We start from the raw sequence: 21,887 nt of genomic DNA, 5'->3' as shown, positions 1-21,887 counted from the left end.
AGCCCCATGTGGGCGCACCCACCACCGCCAGCCCGCTTAATCGAATTGCCCGGGAACAAGCAGCCCACGCTGCGCTCAAACCCAGTCTGGACCCAGTCTTCGCCCCCCTTTGCGTTCGCATGACGACACGGATGGACGGCCAGTTGAAACCGCCCGCCATGACTGAATTTGCAGCGGATGCGCCCACCGCACAGGGCCGCGACCGCAGACCGTAATATCAGCCGCGTACGTTATGCTTACGCCCTTGAGTGCCCGGCGACGCTCGGGTAATGTCATCAAACCCACAGGACAGAGCACGCTCATGACTTCCAAGCTGGAACAACTCAAACAAATCACCACGGTGGTTGCCGACACCGGCGACTTCGCCGCCATCGAAAAACTCAAGCCGGTCGATGCCACGACCAACCCTTCCCTGCTGTTGAAAGCCGGCTCCAACGACAGCAACGCCGACCGCCTGAAAGAAGCGTTCAGCGGCAGCAACGGCGACATCGACCTGGCCAGCGACCGTTTCGCCGTCGCCATCGGTCGCGAGATTCTCAAAGTGGTACCGGGCCGCGTCTCCACCGAAGTAGATGCGCGCATCTCCTTCGACACCCAGGCCTGCATCGCTCGCGCCGAGCGCATCGTGGGTCTGTACGAAGAGTTCGGCATCGGTCGCGACCGCATCCTGATCAAACTTGCGTCCACTTGGGAAGGCATCAAGGCCGCTGAAGTCCTGGAAAAGAAAGGCATCCAGTGCAACCTGACGCTGCTGTTCTCCTTCGCCCAGGCCCAGGCCTGCGCTGACGCCGGGGTGTTCCTGATTTCGCCCTTCGTGGGCCGGATCTACGACTGGTACAAGAAAGCCGAAGGCAAAGACTACGTGGGCGCGGAAGATCCGGGCGTGAAATCGGTCACCCGTATCTACAACTACTACAAGGCCAATGACTACAAGACCGTGGTCATGGGTGCGAGCTTCCGCAACCTGAGCCAGATCGAAGAACTGGCCGGCTGCGACCGCCTGACCATCAGCCCGGACCTGCTGCAGAAGCTGGCCGAAGACAATGGCACCCTGGAGCGCAAACTGTCGCCAGGCAATGGCGGCGAGCCGCGCGTGACGCTGAACGAAAGCCAGTTCCGTTGGGAATCCAACGAAAGTGCCATGGCCACGGAAAAACTGGCCGAAGGCATTCGTCAGTTCGCCGCCGACCAGAAGAAGCTGGACGCACTGCTGTCGGCCAAGCTGTAAGGGTCATCAGCGCAAAAAGGGCGGCATCCTCACGGATGTCGCCCTTTTTCATGCCTGCGGGTTCAGCGCGGCGAGTGTGCCTGGTTTTACTGACGCTCGAGCGCGTTGACCAGATCGTGGAACGCTTCACGGTTGGAGTCGTTCAGGCCCATCAGGATTTTATGTGCTTCCAGGACTTTGGCCTTGACCACTTCTTCGCACTGGTCCTGGGACGGCAGGTCGGTCAGGCACTCAGGGCGGGGGATCGGGCGATCAACGATGTTGAACACCTGATCAAAGCCCATGGACTGCAACAGGCGTGTGATGTCTTCGTGGGTGGTCACCACGGTCGGCAACAGCCCTACTTTTTGACGCGACAAGATCGACAACTTCGCCAACAAGCCGAGCGTGGTGCTGTCGATGCTGCGGGTTTCAGTCAGATCGATCACCACCGTCGAGAAATTCAACGCAGTGAAGATCCGCTCAATTGTCGTATCCAACGCCGAACACAGTGTCAATCGTACTTCACCCACGAATTTTAGGACGAACGTACCATCTTGCTCGGCAAACTGGATTCTACCGGTACTCATTAAAGGTTCCTGCTCAACACCAACAAGGCGATATCATCCGGCATCTCCCCGAGTGTGGCCAATCCAAACTTGCGACGTAAGCCATCCAGGCTCCCGCCTGCCGCTTTCACCAATTCAGGCAATGCGGCTTCTTTCTCTTTGAGTGTATCACCTGGCAACAGGTCCAGAATGCCATCAGAGAGCAACGTAAGACTAAAGGACTCAGGCAGGTCCAGCACATGGTCTGTGTAATTCGCTTCGTTGAAGATCCCGACGGGCAGGCCCCGCCCCTGCAGGTAACGCGTTTCATTGGGCGTATACAGAATCGGCAACGGCAAATGGCCGCCGACGCTGTAGGTCAGTTGCCCGGTGTCTTCGTCGATCACGCCGCCGACCATGGTCACGTGCTTGCCCAGCTTGCATCTGATCAAACCGCGATTGATATGGCCAAGCACTTCAGACGGCTTGAATTCTGGAAGCGTCCCGCCGCGCTTGGACTCGAACAGCAAACGCGTGGTCATGAATTTCAGCAGCACGGTGATGAACGCTGAAGACGCACCGTGGCCCGATACATCGGCCAGGTAAAACGCGACACGGCGCTCGTCGACGCGAAAGTAATCGACGAAATCGCCGGACAGGTACAGCGACGGAATAATCTCGTGTTCGAATTCGAACGCGTCGATTGCCCAGGGATTGGTCGGCAGCATGTTCATCTGAACCTGTCGACCGGCGTCCTGGTCTTCCTGCAGCAAATGAAGGCTGGCTTCCAGCTCGCGGTTGGCGGTTTCCAGCTTCTGGCGATAGAGCTGGTTTTCCTGCAACAAATGCGCGCGATCCAGTGCCCTGCGCACGGAATGCTCCAGCACGGCAAGGTCTTCGAGGGGCTTGATCAGGTAATCGGCAGCGCCCAGGCGCAACGCTTCGACGGCATCGCTCATCACGCCGGCACCGGACACCACGATAACCGGGGTGTCGGGGGCAAGACTGGTCACCTGGCGGATCAGCTCAAGGCCGCCCACCTGGGGCATGCGAAGGTCGCAGATCACCAGATCGGGCGTTTCCTGCTCGAAGATCTGTAAGCCCTGCTGGCCGTTACTGGCCTGCAGGACGCTGAACCCACTGTCTTCCAAGTAGGCCGCAAGACTGGCGCGCACTACTTCGTCGTCATCGATTATCAGCAACGTGGCACTGGTTTTTTGCATGTGGGCAAACGGCGCCAGATTAGGTTGGCGTAAGCGGCCGAGGGTGTCTGACCGCGTACTGGATTCGCTTCTAGCCACTCTGGACCCGTGCGCCCGGACTTTTGATCCCGCGCGGCGAGTTGCAGAGGTGCCCTTCAAGGCGCAGACGGTACTCCCATCCGCCGGGCGTTTCAAGCGCGCTCCAGCGGTCGGTTTGCGTCTTTACACCGCAAATCGCCGGGAGTTATAAGAACCTTCAAATCAGCAACAAAAACGAAGGATGTGCCATGGGCCAGAATGACCGTGACTACGACGAGAAACGTGACTACATCCGCATGCGTGTCGATGCCGATATCAGTCTGCTGTACGCCGGGCAGATCATACCGGCAGTGTGCGTTGATTTATCCAGCTCCGGCATGCAGATAGACGCGCCCCGCTCCTTCAAGGTGGGCGAGCGGATCAGCGTCAAAATCGATTCGGAGCACGCGGCATTGAAAGGCCTGGAAGCCGACACCGAGGTGGTGTGGCTGGCTGATCGGGAAGAAGGCGGACAGAAGCTGGGGCTGACGATCCTCAAGATGAACTGATTGGCGAGCGGAACGGGTTCACAGTTTCGACAAAAAGCTTCCCGAAAAAAAGGCGACTCAATCGAGTCGCCTTTTTGCGTCATCGGGCTTGAAGCGCAGATCAGAAATCGTCGACGACCTTGCCGTCCTTCACTTTGAACTCACGGTTCTGTAGGAAGGCATTACGGATGAAGACGTACTTGTCGCCATTGATCAGCTTCTCGGCCGACAGCAGGCTGGCGCGGGTATCAACGATGTTGAGGCCCAGCAGCGAGTTGCGGACCGGCACGTCGTCGATGTAGCGGTACGGTGCAGTGTAGGTGTCCGGGTACTTGGCGACGGCGTCACGCACGGTGCTCGGGCCGAAGAACGGCAGCATCACGAACGGGCCACTGCCCACGCCCCAGTAACCGAGGGTCTGACCGAAGTCTTCGTCGTTGCGCTGCAGACCCATCTTGGTGCCGACGTCGAAGAAACCCGCCAGACCGAACGTGGTGTTGAAGATCAAACGCGCGGTATCGACGCCTGCGGCGGCCGGTTTGGCCTGAAACACGTCGTTGGCGAGGTTGGTCACGTCGCCGACGTTTTTGAACATGTTGTGGATGCCGTCTTCCAGGAACTGCGGCGTGATGAACTCATAACCCTGCGCGATAGGCTTCAGCGCGTAGGTGTCGAGAGTGTCGTTGAAACGGAAGATCGCGCGGTTGACGCCTTCCCATGGGTCTTCGTCAGCGGCTTGTGCGGCCAGTGGAACCAGAGCGATACCGGCACAAAAACAGATCTTGGCAAAACGATTAAACAAGCCTGCACCGTTCACGGGCATAGCTGACACTCCTGGTCAAAGTTATGAAGCGGGCGCTACGCCCCCAAAACAAAGTCGCGAGTATAAAGCGTTCCGCGATGATTTACGTCGTCCACGTCCGAAGGTTTTCCCACGGGCTTGAACAGCCGTGACCACCGTCACGACGCGGTCATCGGACTGTCATGTGAATCCCTTAGTTTCAGCTCTATTTAAGAGGGATATCCATGCTTGCTCCCGTCGCTGTTCCTGCGCCCTCGATCACGGCTGTGCTGTTTGGCCTCAGCGGCTGTCTCGTGGACTTTGGTGCGCAGGCGGGAACGCTCAGGACAAAAGATTCGCAACAATTCGTTTCAGCCACCGTTGCCAGGCAAGCCGCCGACTATGCCGTTGCCACCCCAGGCGCCCTCGGCGTGCTGAAGTCGCTGCGCAAACAAGGCATCCCCTGTGCGTGGATCGACGAGTATCCCGCCGTCATCGCCGACGCCCTGGCAGAACCGTTGCGTGGCCTGATTCAGCCTGCGCCCCACCCCGACAATCACTGGCCTGCGCCAGACGCCTGCTGGCAAGCCTTGATGAGCCTGAAGGTCAGTCAACTGGACGGCTGCGTGCTCATCAGCGGTGACCCGCGCCTGATCACGTCGGGACTCAACGCCGGGCTGTGGACCATCGGCCTGGCCTCCTGCGGGCCCCTGTGCGGCGCCTCCCCCGCCCAATGGGAGGCGCTGACCGATCTTCAACGGGAACAACGGCGCACCCGGGCGACGCTGAAGCTGTATGAAATCGGTGCGCATTCGGTGATCGATCACCTGGGCGAACTGGAGTCGTGCCTGGCCGATATCGCGCTGCGCCGGATGAAAGCGGAGAAACCCTGAAAACCTTGATCGACAGCATGCAGGTTGTCGTGCACTGGATTAGTCTTACGCAACAAGGACCTTTGGCCGTCCGCCGGGGTCCATGCTGTGACTATTCATAAAGGGAGCACCCTATGCCCGCCCGCGAACTGCAAGAGCAACTCAACACCTTGCGCGAGCAACTGGATCAAAACCCGCCGCTGAACGAAGACGAACGCGAAAACCTGCGCGACTTGATGGCGCAGATTCAATCGCAGATCGAGCTCGAGACGCAGGACGCCAGTCTGTCCGATGGCGTCAATCTGGCAGTCGAACGCTTTGAACTGGAACACCCCGGCATCGCCGGCACCCTGCGCAACATCGTCCAGACGTTGGGCAATATCGGGATTTGATGCGCCCCACTTTCTGTAGGAGCGAATTTATTCGCGAAGCCGTGGTTCAGGCGCACTAGATGCGTTGAATTTGCCGCCCTTCGCGAACACGTTCGTTCCTACAGAGGTTTTAGCGTCCGGAAATCACTGACGCGCCAACCGCCCATTCTCCATCGTCAACGCTTCCGTACTCCGGTACGGATTGATGTCCAGCCCGCCACGCCGGACATAGCGCGCCGACACCGTCAGTTTTTCCGGCTTTAACAGGCGCTGCAGGTCCGTGAAGATCCGCTCCACGCATTGCTCGTGGAAGTCCGAATGCTGGCGGAAGCTGACGATGTAGGCCAGAAAACTCGCGTGATCCAGCGCCGCGCCGCGGTACTGCACCGCCACACTGCCCCAGTCCGGCTGGCTGGTGACCGGGCAGTTGGACTTGAGCAAATGACTGTGCAACGCCTCCTCGACGATGTGCGCGTCATCACAGCGCAGCAACTCACGCTGTGGACGGTCGTAGCCGCTGATGCTGACGTCCAGATCATCGATGCACACGCCCGGTGCCGCCACGATGCCTTCCCCTTCGATATCTTTCAAACTGCGGATCCGCACACCCACTGACTTGCCCGCAGCGGCGGACAGGTCCTTTTCCAGCGTCGCCACCAGTTCGGCCTGGGAGGCAAACGGCGTCTGGTTCAACGAGTTCAGGTACAGCTTGAAGGACTTGGATTCGATGATATTCGGGGAGTCCGCGGGGATCGCGAATTCACCGATGGCCACCACCGGCTTGCCCGACGGCAGCAGCCATGACAGCTCGTAGCAATTCCAGAAGTCGACGCCCTGGTAAGGCAACGTCTCGGCGGTCAGCCCCAGCTCGGCCCACTTGGCCGCACGCGGTATCGGGAACAACAGCGACGGCGTGTAGGTGGCGATGTATTCACTGGACTTGCCCAGCGGCGAATGTTCGGCAGCGGGATGCATGACGGGACCTGAATCTGATGAGGTGTTTTGGGAGTTTATCGTTTTCAAACCTGGCGAGAACCCGTAGGAGTGAACTTGTTCGCGAGGCGGCGTATGTGACCCGCCGCGGACAACCATTCGCCAACAAGTTGGCTCCTACAGATTCGCCAAGCGCAACACATCACTCATACCGCAACGCATGGGCCGGTTGAATCTGTGCTGCGCGCCAGGCTGGATAAATAGTGGCCAGAAAGCTGAGGATGAAGCCGGCCGAGCAGATCAGCAGCACGTCCGTGCCCTGCAGATCAGACGGCAGGTTGCTGATGAAGTACACATCCGAGGTAAAGATATGCTGCCCGGTCACGCGCTCGATCCAGCCCACCATGGCGCTGACGTTGATGGCCGCAATGACACCCAGCACGCCGCCGATCACGGTGCCGACCACACCGATTACGGTGCCCTGCACCACGAAGATCGCCATGATCTGCCCGGGCGTGGCGCCGAGGGTGCGCAGGATGGCGATGTCCGCGCCCTTGTCGTTCACCACCATGATCAGGGTCGCGATGATGTTGAACGCCGCCACCGCGACGATCATCAGCAGCAACAGACCGATCATGGTCTTTTCCATTTTCATCGCGCTGAACAGGCTGCCCTGGGTGTGCGTCCAGTCGTCCGCCTTGTAGCCGGCGCCGAGGCCGGCAGCAATCGCGGTCGAGACCTGCGGCGCGGCATACAGATCCTTCACGGCCAGGCGAACGCCCTGAACCTGATTGGGCTGCCAATGCTGGATCGTAGCTGCGTCGGCCACGTTTACCAGCGCCATTGAACCATCAAGTTCGGCGCCGACCTTGAACACGCCGACCACCGTCAAGCGTTGCAAGCGCGGGGTAATGCCACCGGGCGCCGTGCTGATTTCCGGAACGATCAGGGTCAGCTTGTCACCGACATTCAAGCGAAAGCGCCGGGCGGTGATCTCGCCGATGACGACGCCGAAGTCGCCCGGTTTCAGGTCCTGCATGCGGCCCTGAACGATGTGCTGAGTGACGATCGACACCTGTGACTCCAGCCCCGGCTCAACCCCGCTGATCTGGATCGGCTGCATCGCGCCTTTGTAGGACAGCATGCCGTCCATCTCGGTGAACGGCACGGCGGCGGTCACTTCCGGATTCTTCATGGCCGCTGCGGCAGCCGGCTTCCAGTCATCCAGCGGCGTGACACCGGAGATCACCGCGTGCGGGACCATGCCCAGGACGCGCGAGCTCATTTCCTGCTGAAAGCCGTTCATCACGGACAACACCACAATCATCGCCAGGACGCCCAGCGCCAGGCCAATCATCGAGGTCATGGAAATGAACGAGATGAAGTGGTTCCGACGCTTGGCCCGGGTGTAGCGCGTGCCGATAAAGATCGATAACGGTCTGAACATTCGTGGAGCACCGTAGCTAAAAGTCGCTAAAAACAAACAGGCGCCGACACCGATGTGTTCGGCGCCGGGCGGGCTGCATCAGATGGAGATCAGCCTGCCGTCCTGCAGGCTCAGCACGCGGTCCATCTGTTTGGCCAGGGTCAGGTCGTGCGTCACCACCAGGAACGCCGTGCGCGAGGAAGTGCTCAGTTCGAGCATCAGGTCCTGGATGCCCTGGGCGGTGTGATGGTCGAGGTTACCGGTGGGCTCATCGAGCATCACCAGCCCAGGCTGATTGACCAGGGCCCGGGCAATGGCAACCCGCTGGCGTTCACCGCCGGACAGCTCGGACGGCTTGTGCGCCAGACGATGCCCCAACCCTACCCGCTCCAGCAATGCTGTGGCGCGTTGACGGGCCTCCGGGATCGCGGTCTTGCCGATGAGCAACGGCATGCAGACGTTTTCCAGGGCGGTGAATTCCGGCAGCAGGTGGTGAAACTGGTAGACGAAACCCAACGCCCGATTACGCAAAAGCCCACGGGCCTTTTCGTTCAGCGCCGACAACTCTTCGCCGGCCAGCCAGACGCTGCCTTCGGACGGGGTGTCCAGACCGCCCAACAGGTTGAGCAAGGTACTTTTGCCCGAACCCGAACTGCCGACGATGGCCACCCGCTCGCCCGCATGCAACTCCAGTTGCAGGCCGGACAACACCGTCACCGATTCCGGGCCTTCCTCGTAGGATTTGCCCAGGTTGCGGCAACTCAACACTGCTTTATCACTCATGCCCGACTCACTCATAACGTAACGCCTCTGCCGGCTGGGTGCGCGCGGCACGCCAGGCTGGATACAGGGTGGCGAGGAAACTCAGGATCAATGCCGCGCCGCAGACGAGGAACACGTCTTCGGCCATCAACTGCGACGGCAGATAGTCGATAAAATAGACATCCGCGTTGAGAAACTTGTGACCGATCAGGCCTTCCAGCGCCGAGATCGCAGCGCTGACATTGAGCGCGGCGAAAATGCCGATGGCCGCGCCGATGGCCGTCCCCACCACGCCGATGACCGTACCCTGGACCATGAAAATCGCCATGATCTGGCCGGGGGTTGCGCCGAGCGTACGCAGGATCGCGATGTCGCCGCGCTTGTCGTTGACCACCATCACCAGCGTGGAAATGATGTTGAACGCCGCCACGGCAACGATCAGCAGCAGCAACAGGCCAATGATGGATTTCTCCATGCCGATGGCCTGATAGAGGTTGCCGTGGGTGCGGGTCCAGTCCCGGGAGTAGTACTCGTGCTCGCCGAGATTCTGCGCGATTTCGTACGCGGTGCGGGGCGCCTTGAACAGGTCGGTGAACTTCAGGCGCAGCCCTTGTACCTGATCGGGTTTCCAGCGGTGCAGACGCGCCAGATCCTGAAGGTTGGTCACGCCCAGATAGCCGTCCAGCTCACCGGCGCCGACATGAAAAATGCCGACCACGGTGAAGCGCTTCATGCGAGGGAACATCCCGGCCGGCGTGACGGTGACTTCCGGTGCGACGAAGGTCACCTTGTCGCCGATGCCCACCCCCAGCTTGGTCGCGGCCTTGTCGCCGATCACCACGCCGAACCCTCCGGCGACCAGATCGTCGAGGCGTCCCTGCTTCATGAATTGATCGATGATCGAAACTTTACGTTCCTGAACCGGGTCGATGGCATTGAGGAGGATTTTCTGGACGTTGCCGTTGTTGGTCAGCAGACCTTGCATCTGGGTGAACGGCGCAACCGCCTCCACCTGTTTGTTCTGCATGACCTTGGCCGCCAGGCTTTGCCAATCCTTGATCGGCTCGCCGGATTCGATGGTGGCGTGTGGCACCATGCCCAGCACGCGGGTGCGCATCTCATGATCGAAGCCGTTCATGACCGATAACACGACTATCATCACGACGACGCCAAGGGCGAGTCCGATCATCGACGTCAGGGATATGAAGGAGACAAAATGATTACGGCGTTTTGCACGGGTGTAACGCGTGCCGATGAAGACGAAAAGAGGTCTGAACATTTAGGTGCTTGACATTTAGGGCGTGTTCGCAGGAATGGGGAACGTCCTTGTGGTAGGTCTCAGCGAGCAGCCTTACACTCAAAACACTCTGAGCCAACTGCGTGATCGCGCTGAGCGATCATTCTGACAACCGCCGCTACCATGGGTTCGCCATGTCGACATTAGATGAAGAAGAACGCCGCGAATACTACCGTATCGAGGACAGCGTCGCACTGGAAATTAACCCGCTCTCAGGGCCGGGTGCGGTGGATGAACACGCTCACCGAGGCACCTCGGCGTTGTTCGATTTGCTCAGCGAATTGCACATCAGCGAGTTCGAGTCCCAGCATTTGTTGCGCCAGCTCGATGAGCGCGACCGCACCCTCAACAGTTTTCTCAAGGCCCTGAGCAAGCGCATCGACCTGCTTGGTCAGGTCGTGGCGCAGACCGTGCTGGGCAAGCTCGGCAAGCCGCAAAAGGTCATCATGTCCGAGGGCGGCCTGCAGTTTGAATCGGCACAGCCCTTTCCCGCCGGCACCCTGCTGGGGATCAAAATGGTCTTGATGCCTCAGGCCTCCGGCATGATGCTGAAGGCCCGGGTGACGCATTGCGACGCGCTTCACGTTGGTGATTTCGACATCGGCATCGAGTTCATCGACCTGCCTGACGCCCAGCGCCAGCTGCTGGCCAGACACATCCTGCAACGACAGGCCCAGCAACGGCGGCTGGCCCGGGAGCAAAACGATTCCTCGCCCGAATAACGGGCTGTATTCGCGTTTCACTGAAAGCACGACAACGGCGCACGTCCCCAAGGAGTATTTGTGACCCTGATCTATGGCCACCGCGGCGCAAAAGGCGAAGCACCGGAAAATACCCTGACCAGCTTTCAGGAATGCCTGAAACACGGCGTGAAGCGTTGCGAACTGGACCTGCATTTGTCCCGTGACGGCGAACTGATGGTCATCCACGACCCCACCCTCAAACGCACCACCGACCGACGCGGCAAGGTGGTCGAGCACGACGCCCGCGATCTGGTGACCTACGATGCACGCAAGGGTGGGCCAGGCTGGGTCAATCCCTGCCCGATTCCGCGTCTGGAAGAGTTGTTCGAGCAATGCGCCTTCGAGCACTGGCAGCTCGAAGTCAAAAGCGCGTCACGCACCCGGGCAGCCACCACCGTGCTGGCGATTCGGGAAATGGCTCAGCGCCATGGCCTGCTGGACAAGGTCACCATCACCTCAAGTTCTCGGGAAGTGCTGCGGGCGGCCCTTGAGCTGACGCCGGACATCGCGCGCGGGTTGGTGGCCGAATACGCCTGGCTCGACCCGCTGAAGGTCGCGCAGGGTTACGGCTGTGAAATCCTGGCGTTGAACTGGACGCTGTGCACCCCGGAGCGCCTGAAGAAAGCCCAGGCGCAGGGGCTGCATGTGTCGGTGTGGACGGTCAACGAACCGGCACTGATGCGCAGGCTCGCTGATTTCGGCGTCGACAGCCTGATTACAGACTTTCCCGGTTTGGCCAGCGCCACGCTTGGGAATCACTGAAATCGGTCTCCCCGGCCGGCTCAGGCCACCGGCCGGAGTCGCTCAAAAAAGCCGGTTCAGGCCGTCGTAGGCGGCGACCCGGTAGGCCTCGGCCATGGTCGGGTAGTTGAATGTGGTGTTGACGAAGTACTTCAGCGTGTTCGCCTCGCCCGGCTGGTTCATGATCGCCTGACCGATGTGCACGATCTCCGACGCCTGGTCACCGAAGCAGTGCACGCCCAGCACCTGCAGGGTTTCACGGTGGAAGAGGATTTTCAGCATCCCCACCCGCTCGCCTGAAATCTGCGCGCGAGCCATACCCTTGAAGAACGCCTTGCCCACTTCATACGGGACTTTGGCCTGGGTCAGCTCATGTTCGTTCTGACCGATGGAGCTGATCTCCGGAATGGTGTAAATCCCGGTCGGCACGTCATTGACGAAGCGCCAGCTGCCGTTATCGACCACGCTGCCCGCCGCTGAACGGCCCTGGTCGTACGCCGCGCTCGCCAGGCTCGGCCAGCCGATCACATCGCCTGCGCCATAAATGGTCGGCACCGACGTGCGATAGGTTTCGTCGACGTCAATCTGTCCACGCCCGTTGGCCTTGAGGCCGACGTTTTCCAGACCCAGTTTGTCGGTGTTGCCCGTGCGGCCGTTGCACCAGAGCAAGGCGTCGGCCTTGATCTTCTTGCCGGACTTGAGGTGCAGGATCACGCCGTTATCCAGCCCTTCAACGCGCTCGTACTCTTCGTTGTGGCGAACCATGACATTGTTGTTGCTGAAGTGATAACTCAGCGCCTGGGAAATTTCCGAATCCAGGAAGCTCAACAATTGATCGCGGTTGTCGATCAGCTCGACCTCAACCCCCAGACCGCTGAAGATCGACGCGTATTCGCAACCAATCACGCCAGCGCCGTAGATGATCAGCTTGCGTGGCGTGTGACTGATGCTCAGCACGGTGTCGCTGTCGTAGATGCGCTTGTGGGAAAAGTCGATATCGGCGGGGCGATAAGGCCGCGAGCCGGTGGCGATGATGATCTGGTTAGCGACCAGCTTTTCGACGATGCCGGTGGGACACACCACATCGATGGTGCGCTCATCGGAGAAACTGCCGGTGCCGAAGAACACATCCACCCGATTGCGTGCGTAGTAACCGGTGCGCGACGCCACTTGCTTGCTGATCACGATCTCGGCGTTTTTCAGCACGTCGGGGAAGGAGAACCAGCGCGGCTCGCCAATGGCCCGGAACATCGGGTTGGTGTTGAACTGAATGATCTGCTTGACCGAGTGACGCAACGCCTTGGACGGGATGGTCCCCAGGTGCGTGCAGTTGCCGCCGACCTGGCGACGGCTGTCGACCATGGCCACCTTGCGCCCCGCCTTGGCGGCGTTCATTGCCGCGCCTTCTCCAGCGGGGCCGGAACCCAGTACCACTACGTCGTAGTTGTAGACAGCCATGCGTACTCCTTAGAACGTGCCGAGCGCCATTTTGGCGTCTCCGGCTGACTTCCGCCGCGGCCGGCGACGGGAAGAATTCAATCATGCGGCGCAGTCTATACGTCCAGCGCCGCGGCGAACATTAACCCTTGGTCGCGGCGCGGGCAATTTTGTCTGCGCTGCCCGGCGTGATTCGCTGGAGAGGTCCGGTAATCGCAAACGCGTTCGATCCTGTGTCTGGCCCGCATCGCCGACCGAACCGCCCTCACCGGTCGCTGTCTTCTGATTGCCATCCGCCATTTTTAAACATATCGTTACAAATCTGCGTCAGCCGAGACCAAGCTCGGATTGCCCAGAGAGGACGCATAAATACAACGGATCCCCCTAGCTAGACAGCTTAAGTGAGTAATTCCAAATGGCCTCGACCACCGGCAAAGGCAGAGCGATATTTCGCGTTGTCAGCGGCAACTTCCTTGAAATGTTCGACTTCATGGTCTATGGCTTTTACGCCACGGCCATCGCCAAAACCTTCTTCCCCGCCGACAGCGAGTTCGCCTCGTTAATGCTGTCGCTGGCGACCTTCGGCGCCGGCTTTCTGATGCGCCCGCTCGGCGCCATCTTCCTCGGTGCCTACATCGACCGTCACGGCCGTAAAAAAGGACTGGTGATTACCCTGGCGATGATGGCCATGGGCACCGTGCTGATTGCGTGCGTGCCGGGCTACGCGACCTTGGGCGTCGCGGCGCCGCTGCTGGTGCTGGTCGGTCGACTGCTGCAAGGCTTCTCCGCCGGCGTTGAGCTGGGCGGTGTTTCGGTGTACCTGGCAGAAATCGCCACGCCGGGCCGCAAGGGCTTTTTCGTCAGCTGGCAATCGGCCAGTCAACAGGCAGCGGTGGTCTTCGCCGGCCTGTTGGGCGTCGCACTGAACCATTGGCTGAGCCCTGCGGAGATGGGCGACTGGGGCTGGCGCGTGCCGTTCCTGATCGGCTGTCTGATCGTGCCGGTGATCTTCATTATTCGGCGTTCCCTGGAAGAAACGCCTGAGTTCGAAGCCCGCGCCCAGCAGCATCGCCCGACCTTGAAGGAAGTGGTGCGGTCCATCGGCCAGAACTTCGGCATCGTGGTGGCAGGCATGGCGCTGGTGGTCATGACCACCGTTTCGTTCTACCTGATCACCGCCTACACCCCGACCTTCGGCAAGAACGAGCTGCACCTGTCGGACCTCGATGCGCTGCTGGTAACGGTGTGCGTTGGTATTTCGAACTTCATCTGGCTGCCGGTAATGGGCGCGGTGTCTGACAAGATCGGTCGTAAGCCCCTGCTGCTCGGGGCGACCATTCTGGCAATTATCACCGCCTACCCTGCCCTGTCCTGGCTGACATCCAACCCCAGCTTCGCCAACTTGCTGATGGTCGAATTGTGGTTGTCCTTCCTCTATGGCTCGTACAACGGCGCCATGGTGGTGTCCCTGGCTGAAATCATGCCGGTGGAAGTGCGCACCACCGGGTTCTCGCTGGCCTACAGCCTGGCCACCGCGACCTTCGGCGGCTTCACCCCGGCGGCCTGCACCTACCTGATCCACGTGCTGGACAACAAGGCAGCGCCGGGCATCTGGCTGAGCGGCGCGGCGGTGTTGGGTTTGATCGCGACGCTGGTCTTGTTCCGTCGGGGCAAGAGCCATGTGCATGGCAGTGCGGCGGTGGCGTAGTCGTAAGCTGAAAGCCGTAAGCTTTAAGCGGTAAGTAAAAGCAAGAACAAAAACGCCCCGACTCAGTTCGGGGCGTTTTTTTGTCGGTACGTTGCGCTTCTGCCGAAGGCGTGAGAGTCCGGCTTGCCGACGATTGGCCGTGAAGCGGTCATGAATCCGGAAGGCACGGTCTGCCCGACTCACCGAGCCGTCAGGTTTTGCTGCCGCTGCGCGCCAGATCGCGGGCAAGCCACGCTCCCACGCCTTCGGCAGAAGCAGTGAGGCGGTGAACTCGCCACCAAAAACGCCCCGAACTGCTGACAGAATGCTTTCGCGGGCAAGCGCGCTCCTACGCATTTGCGCTACCGCTTCTGCCGAAGGCGTGGGAGTCCGGCTTGCCGACGATTGGCCGTGAAGCGGTCATGAATCCGGAAGGCACGGCCTGCCTGAATCACCCCGCCGTCGGATTTTACTGCCGCTGCGCGCCAGATCGCGGGCAAGCCACGCTCCCAGGCCTTAGGCAGAAGCAGTGAGGCGGTGAGCCCACAAACAAAAACGCCCCGAACTGCTGACAGAATGCTTTCGCGGGCAAGCGCGCTCCTACACATTTCCGCTACCGCTTTTGCCGAAGGCGTGGGAGTCCGGCTTGCCGACGATTGGCCGCGCAGCGGTCATGAATCCGGAATCCAAGGTCTGCCTGACTCATTGAGCCGTCAGGTTTCACTGCCGCTGCGCGCCAGATCGCGGGCAAGCCACGCTCCCACGCCTTCGGCAGAAGCAGTGAGGCGGTGAGCCCGCCAACAAAAACGCCCCGAACTGCTGACAAAATGCTTTCGCGGGCAAGCGTGCTCCTACGCATTTCCGCTGCTGCTTCTGCCGAAGGCGTGGGAGTCCGGCTTGCCGACGATTGGCCGTGAAGCGGTCATGAATCCGGAAGACACGGTCTGCCTGACTCACCGAGCCGTTAGGTTTTGCTGCCGCTGCGCGCCAGATCGCGGGCAAGCCACGCTCCCACGCCTTCGGCAGAAGCATTGATGCAGAGAACCTCGCCAACAAAAACGCCCCGAGCTGCTGACAGAATGCTTTCGCGGGCAAGCGCGCTGCTACGCATTTCCGCTACCGCTTCTGCCGAAGGCGTGGGAGTCCGGCTTGCCGACGATTGGCCGCGAAGCGGTCATGAATCCGGAATGCACGGTCTGCCTGACTCACCGAGCCGTCAGATTGTACTGCCGCTGCGCGCCAGATCGCGGGCAAGCCGCGCTCCCACGCCTTCGGCAGAAGCAGTGAGGCGGTGAACCCACAAACAAAACCGCCCCGAGTTGCTGACAGAGTGCTTTCGCGGGCAAGCGCGCTGCTACGCATTTCCGCTGCTGCTTCTGCCGAAGGCGTGGGAGTCCGGCTTGCCGACGATTGGCCGCGCAGCGGTCATGAATCCGCAATGCACGGCCTGCCTGACTCACCGAGCCGTCGGGTTTTGTTGCCGCTGCGCGCCAGATCGCGGGCAAGCCTCGCTCCCACGCCTTCGGCAGAAGCAGTGAGGCGGTGAGCCCACAAACAAAAACGCCCCGAACAGTGTCGGGGCGTTTTCATAGGGCTTCAGCTTGCAGCTTGAAGCTTACCGCTTGCAGCTCACTCAGTTAGGAAACGCTGGCGGGTTGACCCCGGCCATGTCTTCCATCACGCGAACCACCTGGCAGCTGTAACCGAACTCGTTGTCGTACCAGACGTACAGCACAACGCGGTTATCGTTGCAGATGGTGGCTTCGGCATCGACCACACCGGCGTGACGCGAACCGACGAAGTCGGTGGAGACCACTTCCTGGGAGTTCACGAAGTCGATCTGCTTGTGCAGGTCCGAATGCAGCGCCATGTAGCGCAGGTATTCGTTCACTTCTTCGCGGGTGGTGGCGTTCTCGAGGTTCAGGTTGAGGATGGCCATGGACACGTTCGGCGTCGGTACGCGGATCGCGTTGCCGGTCAGCTTGCCGGCCAGCTCAGGCAGGGCCTTGGCAGCGGCAGTGGCGGCGCCGGTTTCAGTGATAACCATGTTCAACGCGGCGCTGCGGCCACGACGATCACCCTTGTGGAAGTTGTCGATCAGGTTCTGGTCGTTGGTGTACGAGTGAACCGTTTCAACGTGACCGTTGACGATGCCGAACTTGTCGTTGACGGCCTTGAGCACCGGCACGATGGCGTTGGTGGTGCAGGACGCCGCCGACACAATCTTGTCGTCGTCGGTGATCTGCTGGTGGTTGATGCCGTGAACGATGTTTTTCAGCTTGCCCTTGCCCGGCGCGGTCAGCACCACGCGATCGATACCCGGGCATTGCAAGTGCTGGCCCAGACCATCGGCGTCGCGCCACACACCGGTATTGTCCACCAGCAGTGCGTCCTTGATGCCGTATTGGGTGTAATCGACTTCGGTCGGATTCTTGGCGTAGATCACCTGAATCAGGTTGCCGTTGGCGGTGAGGGTGCTGTTGGCTTCGTCGATGGTGATGGTGCCGTCGAACGGACCGTGTACCGAGTCACGACGCAACAGGCTGGCACGCTTGACCAGGTCGTTTTCGGCGCCTTTGCGCACCACGATGGCCCGCAGACGCAGGCCGTCGCCACCACCGGTTTTTTCGATCAGGATCCGCGCCAGCAGACGACCGATACGGCCGAAACCGTAAAGCACGACGTCCGTGCCCTTGCGCGGGCCGACGCCTTGCTGACCCACCACGTCGGCCATTTCTTCACGGACGAACTGCTCGGCGGTGCGGCCATTGCCTTCGGCCTTGAACTTCACGGCCAGCTTGCCCAGGTCCACCGAAGCGGCGCCCAGTTTGAGCTCGCTCATCGCCTTGATCAGCGGGAACGTCTCGTGAACGGACAATTCGCTGGCATCGGATTGACGATGGCGGGCAAAACGGTGGGCTTTGAGAATCGCGATCACTGAACGGTTGATCAGGCTGCGGCCATAGATCGAGCTCACCACGTTATTATTGCGGTAGAGCTGACCGATAAGAGGAATCATCGCCTCGGCCAGGGCCTCACGATCAATCCATTCACCAAGACACTGGTCGGGCTTCTGAGTCACGGGAACCTTCCACATGTAGGGGCTGAAAAAAGGGGCTACATTATGACCGCGCCTTTGTTTATAGGCAATGCGCGGTTGTCAGCTCGCGCGGCACTACATAAATGCACGGCATAGACACGCGGTCGTAAAACTGACAGCGGATTCTTTCTTTAGTTACAATCGCCGCCCCTGCCGCAACGCCTGGAGCTTTATCTTCCGTGCCTGTTCTGCGCCTACCGAAACTTCCTGCTGCTGCAGGCAAAACCCATTGGGGCAATCTGCCCGGTGCCGCTCAGAGCCTGGCGATTGCCGAGGCCGCCAGCGCGGCGAAACGCTTCACCCTGCTTTTGACCGCCGACAGCCAGAGTGCCGAGCGACTCGAGCAGGAACTGAAGTTTTTCGCACCGGCGCTGCCGGTGCTGCATTTCCCCGACTGGGAAACCCTGCCCTACGATCTGTTCTCGCCGCATCAGGACATCATCTCCCAGCGCATCGCCAGCCTGTACCGGCTGCCGGAACTGGCCCATGGCGTGCTCGTCGTGCCGATCACCACCGCCCTGCACCGCCTGGCGCCAACGCAGTTTCTGCTGGGCAGCAGCCTGGTGCTGGACGTGGGCCAGAAGCTCGACCTTGAGCAGATGCGCAGTCGCCTGGAAGCCACCGGCTATCGCTACGTCGACACGGTCTACGAACACGGCGAGTTCACGGTACGCGGCGCGTTGATCGACCTGTTCCCCATGGGCAGCAAACTGCCGTACCGGATCGACCTGTTCGACGATGAAATCGAAACCCTGCGCACCTTCGAGCCGGAAACCCAGCGTTCCATCGACAAGGTCAACCGCATCCGCCTGTTGCCGGCCAAGGAATTCCCGCTGCAAAAGGAGGCCGTCACTGGCTTCAAGGCGCGGTTCCGCGAGCGCTTCGACGTCGACTTCCGCCGCAACACGATCTTCCAGGACTTGAGCAGCGGCATCACGCCCGCAGGCATCGAGTACTACCTGCCGCTGTTCTTCGAAGAAACCGCGACCCTGTTCGATTACCTGCCCCAGGACACCCAGGTGTTCTCGATGCCGGGGATCGAACACGCCGCCGACACCTTCTGGAACGACGTGCGCAACCGTTACGAAGACCGTCGCTACGACCCCGAACGCCCGCTGCTGCCGCCCAACGAGCTGTTCCTGCCGGTGGAAGACTGCTTCGCCCGCCTGAAAACCTGGCCGCGCGTGGTGGTCAGCCAGGACGACGTCGACACCGGCGTCGGCCGCGATCGCTTCCCGGCGCGGGTGCTGCCCGATCTGGCCATCGAAGCCAAGGCCGCGCAACCGCTGGGGGCGTTGTCGGGTTTTCTCGATGAATTCCCCGGCCGCGTGCTGTTCACCGCCGAATCCGCCGGGCGCCGCGAAGTGCTGCTGGAGCTGCTGGAACGCCTGAAGCTGCGGCCGAAAACCGTGGACAGCTGGCAGGATTTCGTCGACAGCAAAGAACGCCTGACCATCACCATCGCGCCGCTGGATGAAGGCCTGGTGCTGGATGATCCGGCGCTGGCCCTGATCGCCGAAAGCCCGTTGTTCGGCCAGCGCGTGATGCAGCGCCGTCGCCGAGAGAAACGCGCCGAGGGCCACAGCGCCGACGCGGTGATCAAGAACCTGACCGAGCTGCGCGAAGGCGCGCCGGTGGTGCACATCGACCACGGTGTGGGCCGCTACCTGGGCCTTGCCACGCTGGAGGTGGAAAACCAGGTCGCGGAATTTCTGATGCTGATGTACGCCGAGGAAGCCAAGCTGTACGTCCCGGTGGCCAACCTGCACTTGATCGCCCGTTACACCGGCAGCGACGACGCCCTCGCGCCGCTGCACCGCCTGGGGTCGGAAACCTGGCAGAAAGCCAAGCGCAAGGCCGCCGAGCAGGTGCGTGATGTCGCCGCCGAGCTGCTGGACATCTACGCCCGCCGCGCCGCGCGTGAAGGTTATGCGTTCGCCGACCCTAAGCTCGATTACGACACGTTCAGCGCCGGCTTCCCGTTCGAGGAAACCCCCGACCAGCAAACCACCATCGACGCGGTACGGGCCGACATGCTCGCGCCCAAGCCCATGGACCGGCTGGTGTGTGGCGACGTGGGCTTCGGCAAGACCGAAGTGGCCATGCGCGCGGCGTTCATTGCCGTGCACGGCGGGCGTCAGGTCGCGATCCTGGTGCCGACGACGCTGCTCGCTCAACAACACTACAACAGCTTCCGCGATCGCTTCGCCGACTGGCCGGTGAGCGTGGAAGTGATGAGCCGCTTCAAGTCCGCCAAAGAAATCAACGCCGCGGTCGCCGATCTGGCCGAGGGCAAGATCGACATCGTGATCGGCACCCACAAGCTGCTTCAGGACGACGTCAAGATCAAAAACCTGGGTCTGGTGATCATCGACGAAGAGCACCGCTTCGGAGTCCGGCAGAAGGAACAGCTCAAGGCCCTGCGCAGCGAGGTCGACATCCTGACCCTCACCGCCACGCCGATCCCGCGCACGCTGAACATGGCCGTGGCCGGGATGCGCGACCTGTCGATCATTGCCACGCCGCCTGCCCGGCGCCTTTCGGTGCGCACCTTCGTCATGGAGCAGAACAAACCCACGGTCAAGGAAGCCCTGCTGCGGGAACTGCTGCGCGGCGGCCAGGTGTATTACCTGCACAACGACGTCAAGACCATCGAGAAATGCGCCGCCGACCTGGCCGAACTGGTGCCCGAAGCGCGGATCGGCATCGGCCACGGACAGATGCACGAACGCGATCTCGAACAGGTGATGAGCGACTTCTACCACAAGCGTTTCAACGTGCTGATCGCCTCGACCATCATCGAGACCGGCATCGACGTGCCGAGCGCCAACACCATCATCATCGAGCGCGCCGACAAGTTCGGCCTGGCCCAGCTGCACCAGCTGCGCGGCCGGGTCGGACGCAGTCATCACCAGGCCTACGCCTACCTGCTGACGCCGCCGCGCAAACAGATCACTCCTGACGCCGAAAAGCGTCTGGAGGCCATCGCCAATACCCAGGACCTCGGCGCCGGTTTCGTGCTGGCCACCAACGACCTGGAAATCCGGGGCGCCGGCGAGTTGCTGGGCGACGGCCAGAGCGGGCAGATTCAGGCGGTGGGCTTCACCCTTTATATGGAAATGCTTGAACGCGCGGTGAAGTCGATCCGAAAGGGCGAGCAACCGAACCTCGATCAGCCCCTGGGCGGCGGGCCGGAAATCAACCTGCGCTTGCCGGCGTTGATTCCCGAAGCCTACCTGCCGGACGTCCACACCCGCCTGATCCTGTACAAGCGCATCGCCAACGCCGCCGACGAAGAGGGTCTCAAAGACCTGCAGGTGGAAATGATCGACCGCTTCGGCCTGTTGCCCGAGCCGACCAAGAACCTGGTGCGCCTGACCTCGCTCAAGCTCAAGGCCGAGCAACTGGGGATCAAGAAGGTCGACGCGGGACCGCAAGGTGGCCGCATCGAATTCGGCGCGGAAACGTCGGTGGACCCGCTGACACTGATCAAGCTGATTCAGAGCCAGCCCAACCGGTACAAATTCGAAGGCGCCACGATGTTCAAATTCTCGGTGCCGATGGAGCGGCCGGAAGAGCGTTTCAATCACCTGGAAGCGCTGTTCGAGCGCCTGAACCCGACACCTGCGTGAAGGAAGCACCATGCGTTTGTTTCACTCGCTGACCCTGCTGCTGGTGCTGATGGCGCCGGCAGTGTTTGCCCCCATGGCGCGTGCCGACGGCACGTTTCAGGTGGAAGTGATCCTGTTCCGGCAGATCGATCAGCCGGCGGCCACCAACCAGCCTTCCCCGGAAAACTGGGCGAGCGGCGCGCGCAGGCTGGTTGCCGAAGATCAGCAACCGACCACGCTGGACAGCCTGTCCGACAAGCTCGACGCCAGCGGCCTCTACAAAGTCCTGCTGCACAAAGCCTGGCAACAGGATTTGACGGCGGCACCAAGCAAGGTTGCGTTGAGCGCAGGGCAGGAGCAATTTGGTCATTTTCCTATTGAGGGGACCGTCAGCCTGGCACTGGCACGCTTCACCGACATCGACGCCAATTTCTGGGTCAATCAGCTCGATGCCCACGGCGTGTTGATCACCAGCGAGCGCATGCGCCAGTCGACGCGGGTAAAAAATGGTGAATTGACCTACATGGACAACGGAAGTCTGGCCATGCTGATCAAGGTTTCCTCTCTTTAAACACCTCAAGCATCGCGTCGCGTAGGGTTGTC

18 protein-coding genes are annotated in these 21,887 nt (G+C 60.9%); 9 read left to right on the top strand and 9 right to left on the bottom strand.

Annotation, left to right across the window (positions count from 1 at the left end):
* Positions 1-301: 301 nt before the first annotated feature.
* Entirely contained in the window at positions 302-1,228 is a 927-nt protein-coding gene (gene tal / locus ABQX22_RS23945; RefSeq protein ID WP_349802362.1) for a transaldolase, read from the top strand.
* Between the two features lie 86 nt (positions 1,229-1,314).
* Here the strand turns inward: tal and rssC are convergent, their stop codons facing one another.
* The gene (rssC, locus tag ABQX22_RS23940; protein ID WP_349802361.1) at positions 1,315-1,797 is read right to left on the bottom strand and encodes an anti-sigma factor antagonist RssC; all 483 of its coding nucleotides are present in this window, start codon (positions 1,795-1,797) and stop codon (positions 1,315-1,317) included.
* Positions 1,797-2,978 (bottom strand): two-component system response regulator RssB, encoded by a 1,182-nt coding sequence (gene rssB, locus ABQX22_RS23935; RefSeq protein WP_349802360.1) that lies wholly within the window; start codon positions 2,976-2,978, stop codon positions 1,797-1,799. The genes rssC and rssB overlap by 1 nt, the downstream gene beginning before the upstream one ends.
* Before the next feature lie 266 nt (positions 2,979-3,244).
* Between rssB and ABQX22_RS23930 the strand changes: the two genes are divergently transcribed.
* Positions 3,245-3,544: a PilZ domain-containing protein gene (locus ABQX22_RS23930; RefSeq protein WP_349802359.1), complete on the top strand. Its 300-nt coding sequence runs from the start codon at positions 3,245-3,247 to the stop codon at positions 3,542-3,544.
* Between the two features lie 100 nt (positions 3,545-3,644).
* Here the strand turns inward: ABQX22_RS23930 and ABQX22_RS23925 are convergent, their stop codons facing one another.
* A complete protein-coding gene (locus tag ABQX22_RS23925) occupies positions 3,645-4,346 on the bottom strand; it encodes an MlaA family lipoprotein (protein ID WP_349802358.1) in 702 nt (233 codons plus the stop codon).
* A gap of 203 nt (positions 4,347-4,549) precedes the next feature.
* Between ABQX22_RS23925 and ABQX22_RS23920 the strand changes: the two genes are divergently transcribed.
* Both ABQX22_RS23920 and ABQX22_RS23915 read left to right on the top strand, forming a co-directional pair.
* A complete protein-coding gene (locus tag ABQX22_RS23920) occupies positions 4,550-5,197 on the top strand; it encodes a hypothetical protein (RefSeq protein WP_349802357.1) in 648 nt (215 codons plus the stop codon).
* A 113-nt stretch (positions 5,198-5,310) separates the two neighbouring features.
* A complete protein-coding gene (locus ABQX22_RS23915) occupies positions 5,311-5,568 on the top strand; it encodes a DUF4404 family protein (protein WP_349802356.1) in 258 nt (85 codons plus the stop codon).
* Between the two features lie 123 nt (positions 5,569-5,691).
* Here the strand turns inward: ABQX22_RS23915 and queF are convergent, their stop codons facing one another.
* The 4 genes from queF to ABQX22_RS23895 form a co-directional block, all read right to left on the bottom strand.
* On the bottom strand, positions 5,692-6,522 hold the full coding sequence (queF, locus tag ABQX22_RS23910) for an NADPH-dependent 7-cyano-7-deazaguanine reductase QueF (RefSeq protein WP_349802355.1): 831 nt from the start codon (positions 6,520-6,522) through the stop codon (positions 5,692-5,694).
* Positions 6,523-6,682: 160 nt separating this feature from the next.
* A complete protein-coding gene (locus ABQX22_RS23905) occupies positions 6,683-7,927 on the bottom strand; it encodes a lipoprotein-releasing ABC transporter permease subunit (RefSeq protein WP_349802354.1) in 1,245 nt (414 codons plus the stop codon).
* A gap of 78 nt (positions 7,928-8,005) precedes the next feature.
* Positions 8,006-8,689: a lipoprotein-releasing ABC transporter ATP-binding protein LolD gene (lolD, locus tag ABQX22_RS23900; protein WP_349802353.1), complete on the bottom strand. Its 684-nt coding sequence runs from the start codon at positions 8,687-8,689 to the stop codon at positions 8,006-8,008.
* A 7-nt stretch (positions 8,690-8,696) separates the two neighbouring features.
* Positions 8,697-9,947, bottom strand: a complete 1,251-nt coding sequence (locus ABQX22_RS23895) for a lipoprotein-releasing ABC transporter permease subunit (RefSeq protein WP_349802352.1) — start codon at positions 9,945-9,947, stop codon at positions 8,697-8,699.
* 152 nt (positions 9,948-10,099) lie between these two features.
* On the opposite strand from ABQX22_RS23895, the gene ABQX22_RS23890 reads away from it, so the two are divergent.
* Together ABQX22_RS23890 and ABQX22_RS23885 are read left to right on the top strand one after the other, a co-directional pair.
* Complete coding sequence (locus ABQX22_RS23890; RefSeq protein ID WP_349802351.1) at positions 10,100-10,687, top strand: PilZ domain-containing protein; 588 nt, start codon at positions 10,100-10,102, stop codon at positions 10,685-10,687.
* Between the two features lie 60 nt (positions 10,688-10,747).
* Entirely contained in the window at positions 10,748-11,470 is a 723-nt protein-coding gene (locus ABQX22_RS23885; RefSeq protein ID WP_349802350.1) for a glycerophosphodiester phosphodiesterase, read from the top strand.
* Between the two features lie 42 nt (positions 11,471-11,512).
* Here ABQX22_RS23885 and sthA read toward each other — a convergent pair whose 3' ends face one another.
* Positions 11,513-12,907 (bottom strand): Si-specific NAD(P)(+) transhydrogenase, encoded by a 1,395-nt coding sequence (gene sthA / locus ABQX22_RS23880; protein ID WP_349802349.1) that lies wholly within the window; start codon positions 12,905-12,907, stop codon positions 11,513-11,515.
* Positions 12,908-13,301: 394 nt separating this feature from the next.
* Here sthA and ABQX22_RS23875 point away from each other — a divergent pair, with 394 nt between their 5' ends.
* Positions 13,302-14,594 carry an MFS transporter gene (locus tag ABQX22_RS23875; protein ID WP_349802348.1) on the top strand — a complete coding sequence of 431 codons (1,293 nt, stop codon included), beginning with the start codon at positions 13,302-13,304 and terminating at the stop codon, positions 14,592-14,594.
* Between the two features lie 1,612 nt (positions 14,595-16,206).
* Here ABQX22_RS23875 and ABQX22_RS23870 read toward each other — a convergent pair.
* On the bottom strand, positions 16,207-17,655 hold the full coding sequence (locus tag ABQX22_RS23870; RefSeq protein ID WP_349802347.1) for a glyceraldehyde-3-phosphate dehydrogenase: 1,449 nt from the start codon (positions 17,653-17,655) through the stop codon (positions 16,207-16,209).
* Between the two features lie 197 nt (positions 17,656-17,852).
* On the opposite strand from ABQX22_RS23870, the gene mfd reads away from it, so the two are divergent.
* Entirely contained in the window at positions 17,853-21,305 is a 3,453-nt protein-coding gene (gene mfd, locus ABQX22_RS23865) for a transcription-repair coupling factor (RefSeq protein WP_349802346.1), read from the top strand.
* A 10-nt stretch (positions 21,306-21,315) separates the two neighbouring features.
* The gene (locus ABQX22_RS23860) at positions 21,316-21,855 is read left to right on the top strand and encodes a CsiV family protein (protein ID WP_349802345.1); all 540 of its coding nucleotides are present in this window, start codon (positions 21,316-21,318) and stop codon (positions 21,853-21,855) included.
* Positions 21,856-21,887: the final 32 nt, after the last annotated feature.

It is taken from the genome of Xanthomonas sp. WHRI 1810A, from assembly GCF_040202885.1.
In the GTDB taxonomy this organism is placed as follows: Bacteria; Pseudomonadota; Gammaproteobacteria; order Pseudomonadales; family Pseudomonadaceae; genus Aquipseudomonas.
Note: the sequence above shows the minus strand (reverse complement) of the source record. Positions and strands in the feature narration are given on the sequence as shown.